The sequence below is a fragment of the Roseibium sp. SCP14 genome (genome assembly GCF_040329475.1).
In the GTDB taxonomy this organism is placed as follows: domain Bacteria; phylum Pseudomonadota; class Alphaproteobacteria; order Rhizobiales; family Stappiaceae; genus Roseibium.
The window spans coordinates 1-2,500 of sequence record NZ_JBDZYH010000020.1 but is presented as its reverse complement, the minus strand read 5'-3'; the positions used below and the strand labels follow the sequence as shown (position 1 = coordinate 2,500).

The 2,500-nt window shown below is 53.9% G+C and carries 2 rRNA genes (1 of these 2 cut by a window edge); both read left to right on the top strand.

The features are described from left to right. Positions 1-2,224: ribosomal RNA gene (locus ABLQ08_RS32370) — 23S ribosomal RNA — on the top strand; it begins 498 nt to the left of the window's first position. 144 nt (positions 2,225-2,368) lie between these two features. Then, positions 2,369-2,483, top strand: a 5S ribosomal RNA gene (rrf, locus tag ABLQ08_RS32365). Positions 2,484-2,500 lie beyond the last annotated feature (17 nt).

Below are 2,500 nucleotides of genomic sequence, written 5' to 3'. Positions count from 1 at the left end.
ACAGTTGGAGCCCGCAAGGGTGACAGCGTACCTTTTGTATAATGGGTCAGCGACTTAATTTAACGAGCAAGCTTAAGCCGATAGGTGTAGGCGCAGCGAAAGCGAGTCTGAACAGGGCGTTCAGTTCGTTGGATTAGACCCGAAACCGAGTGATCTAGCCATGGCCAGGTTGAAGGTGCGGTAACACGCACTGGAGGACCGAACCCACGCCTGTTGAAAAAGTCGGGGATGAGCTGTGGCTAGGGGTGAAAGGCCAATCAAACTCGGAAATAGCTGGTTCTCCGCGAAATCTATTTAGGTAGAGCGTCGGATGAATACTCTCGGGGGTAGAGCACTGGATGGGCTATGGGGGCTTACCGCCTTACTGATCCTAACCAAACTCCGAATACCGAGAAGTACTATCCGGCAGACACACAGTGGGTGCTAACGTCCATTGTGGAGAGGGAAACAACCCTGACCGCCAGTTAAGGTCCCTAAGTTATGGCTAAGTGGGAAAGGATGTAGGACTCCCAAAACAACCAGGATGTTGGCTTAGAAGCAGCCATCATTTAAAGAAAGCGTAACAGCTCACTGGTCTAAATAAGGGGTCCCGCGCCGAAAATGTACCGGGGCTCAAGCCATACACCGAAACTGCGGGTGCATCTTTGATGCGCGGTAGCGGAGCGTTCTGTAAGTCTGCGAAGGGATACCTGTGAGGGGTCCTGGAGATATCAGAAGTGCGAATGCTGACATGAGTAACGATAAAGAGGGTGAGAGACCCTCTCGCCGAAAGTCCAAGGGTTCCTGCGCAACGCTAATCGGCGCAGGGTTAGCCGGCCCCTAAGGCGAGGCCGAAAGGCGTAGTCGATGGGAATGCAGTTAATATTCTGCAGCTTGGTGGTAGTGACGGATGCAGTGTGTTGTATCTCCTTATTGGATTGGGGGTGCAGCGAATGTGTTCCAGGAAATAGCTCCACCGTATAAACCGTACCCGAAACCGACACAGGTGGACTGGTAGAGAATACCAAGGCGCTTGAGAGAACTATGCTGAAGGAACTCGGCAAAATGCTCCCGTAAGTTCGCGAGAAGGGAGACCTCAGTTCGGGCAACCGGATTGGGGTGGCACAGACCAGGGGGTGGCGACTGTTTATCAAAAACACAGGGCTCTGCGAAGTCGCAAGACGACGTATAGGGTCTGACGCCTGCCCGGTGCTGGAAGGTTAAGAGGAGGTGTGCAAGCACCGAATTGAAGCCCCAGTAAACGGCGGCCGTAACTATAACGGTCCTAAGGTAGCGAAATTCCTTGTCGGGTAAGTTCCGACCTGCACGAATGGCGTAACGACTTCCCCGCTGTCTCCAGCATAGACTCAGTGAAATTGAATTCCCCGTGAAGATGCGGGGTTCCTGCGGTCAGACGGAAAGACCCCGTGCACCTTTACTACAGCTTCACACTGGTATTCGTCACGACATGTGTAGGATAGGTGGTAGACGTTGAAACAAGGGCGCCAGCTCTTGTGGAGTCACCCTTGAAATACCACCCTTGTCGTCATGGATATCTAACCGCGGTACAACAATATCCGGGACCGTGTGTGGCGGGTAGTTTGACTGGGGCGGTCGCCTCCCAAATGGTAACGGAGGCGCGCGAAGGTGGGCTCAGAGCGGTCGGAAATCGCTCGTTGAGTGCAATGGCATAAGCCTGCCTGACTGCGAGACTGACAAGTCGAGCAGAGACGAAAGTCGGCCATAGTGATCCGGTGGTCCCTCGTGGAAGGGCCATCGCTCAACGGATAAAAGGTACGCCGGGGATAACAGGCTGATGATGCCCAAGAGTCCATATCGACGGCATTGTTTGGCACCTCGATGTCGACTCATCACATCCTGGGGCTGGAGCAGGTCCCAAGGGTTTGGCTGTTCGCCAATTAAAGTGGTACGTGAGTTGGGTTCAGAACGTCGCGAGACAGTTCGGTCCCTATCTGCCGTGGGTGTAGGAGAATTGAGAGGATCTGTCCCTAGTACGAGAGGACCGGGATGGACGTACCTCTGGTGGACCTGTTGTGGCGCCAGCCGCATTGCAGGGTAGCTATGTACGGAAGGGATAACCGCTGAAGGCATCTAAGCGGGAAACCCACCTCAAAACCAGTTCTCCCTGAAGAGCCGTGGAAGACCACCACGTCGATAGGAAGCGTGTGGAAGTGTGGCAACACATGAAGCTTAGCTTTACTAATAGCTCGTTCGGCTTGATCCTCTCATTAATCAATGTTCATCTTTTAAATGCGCCCAAAGGCGCTTTGAAAAGATCATCTTAAGTGCGCTACCGCCCTTCGGGCTACTTGAGCGCGTTTGAAATGATCAAAACAAGACCAGTTCACAACAAACTGCGCTTCGCCGGCCTGGTGGCCTCAGCGGGGAGCCCCCACCCGATCCCATCCCGAACTCGGCCGTGAAACTCCCCAGCGCCAATGGTACTGCATCTTAAGGTGTGGGAGAGTAGGTCGCTGCCAGGCCTGCAAAACGCAGTTTG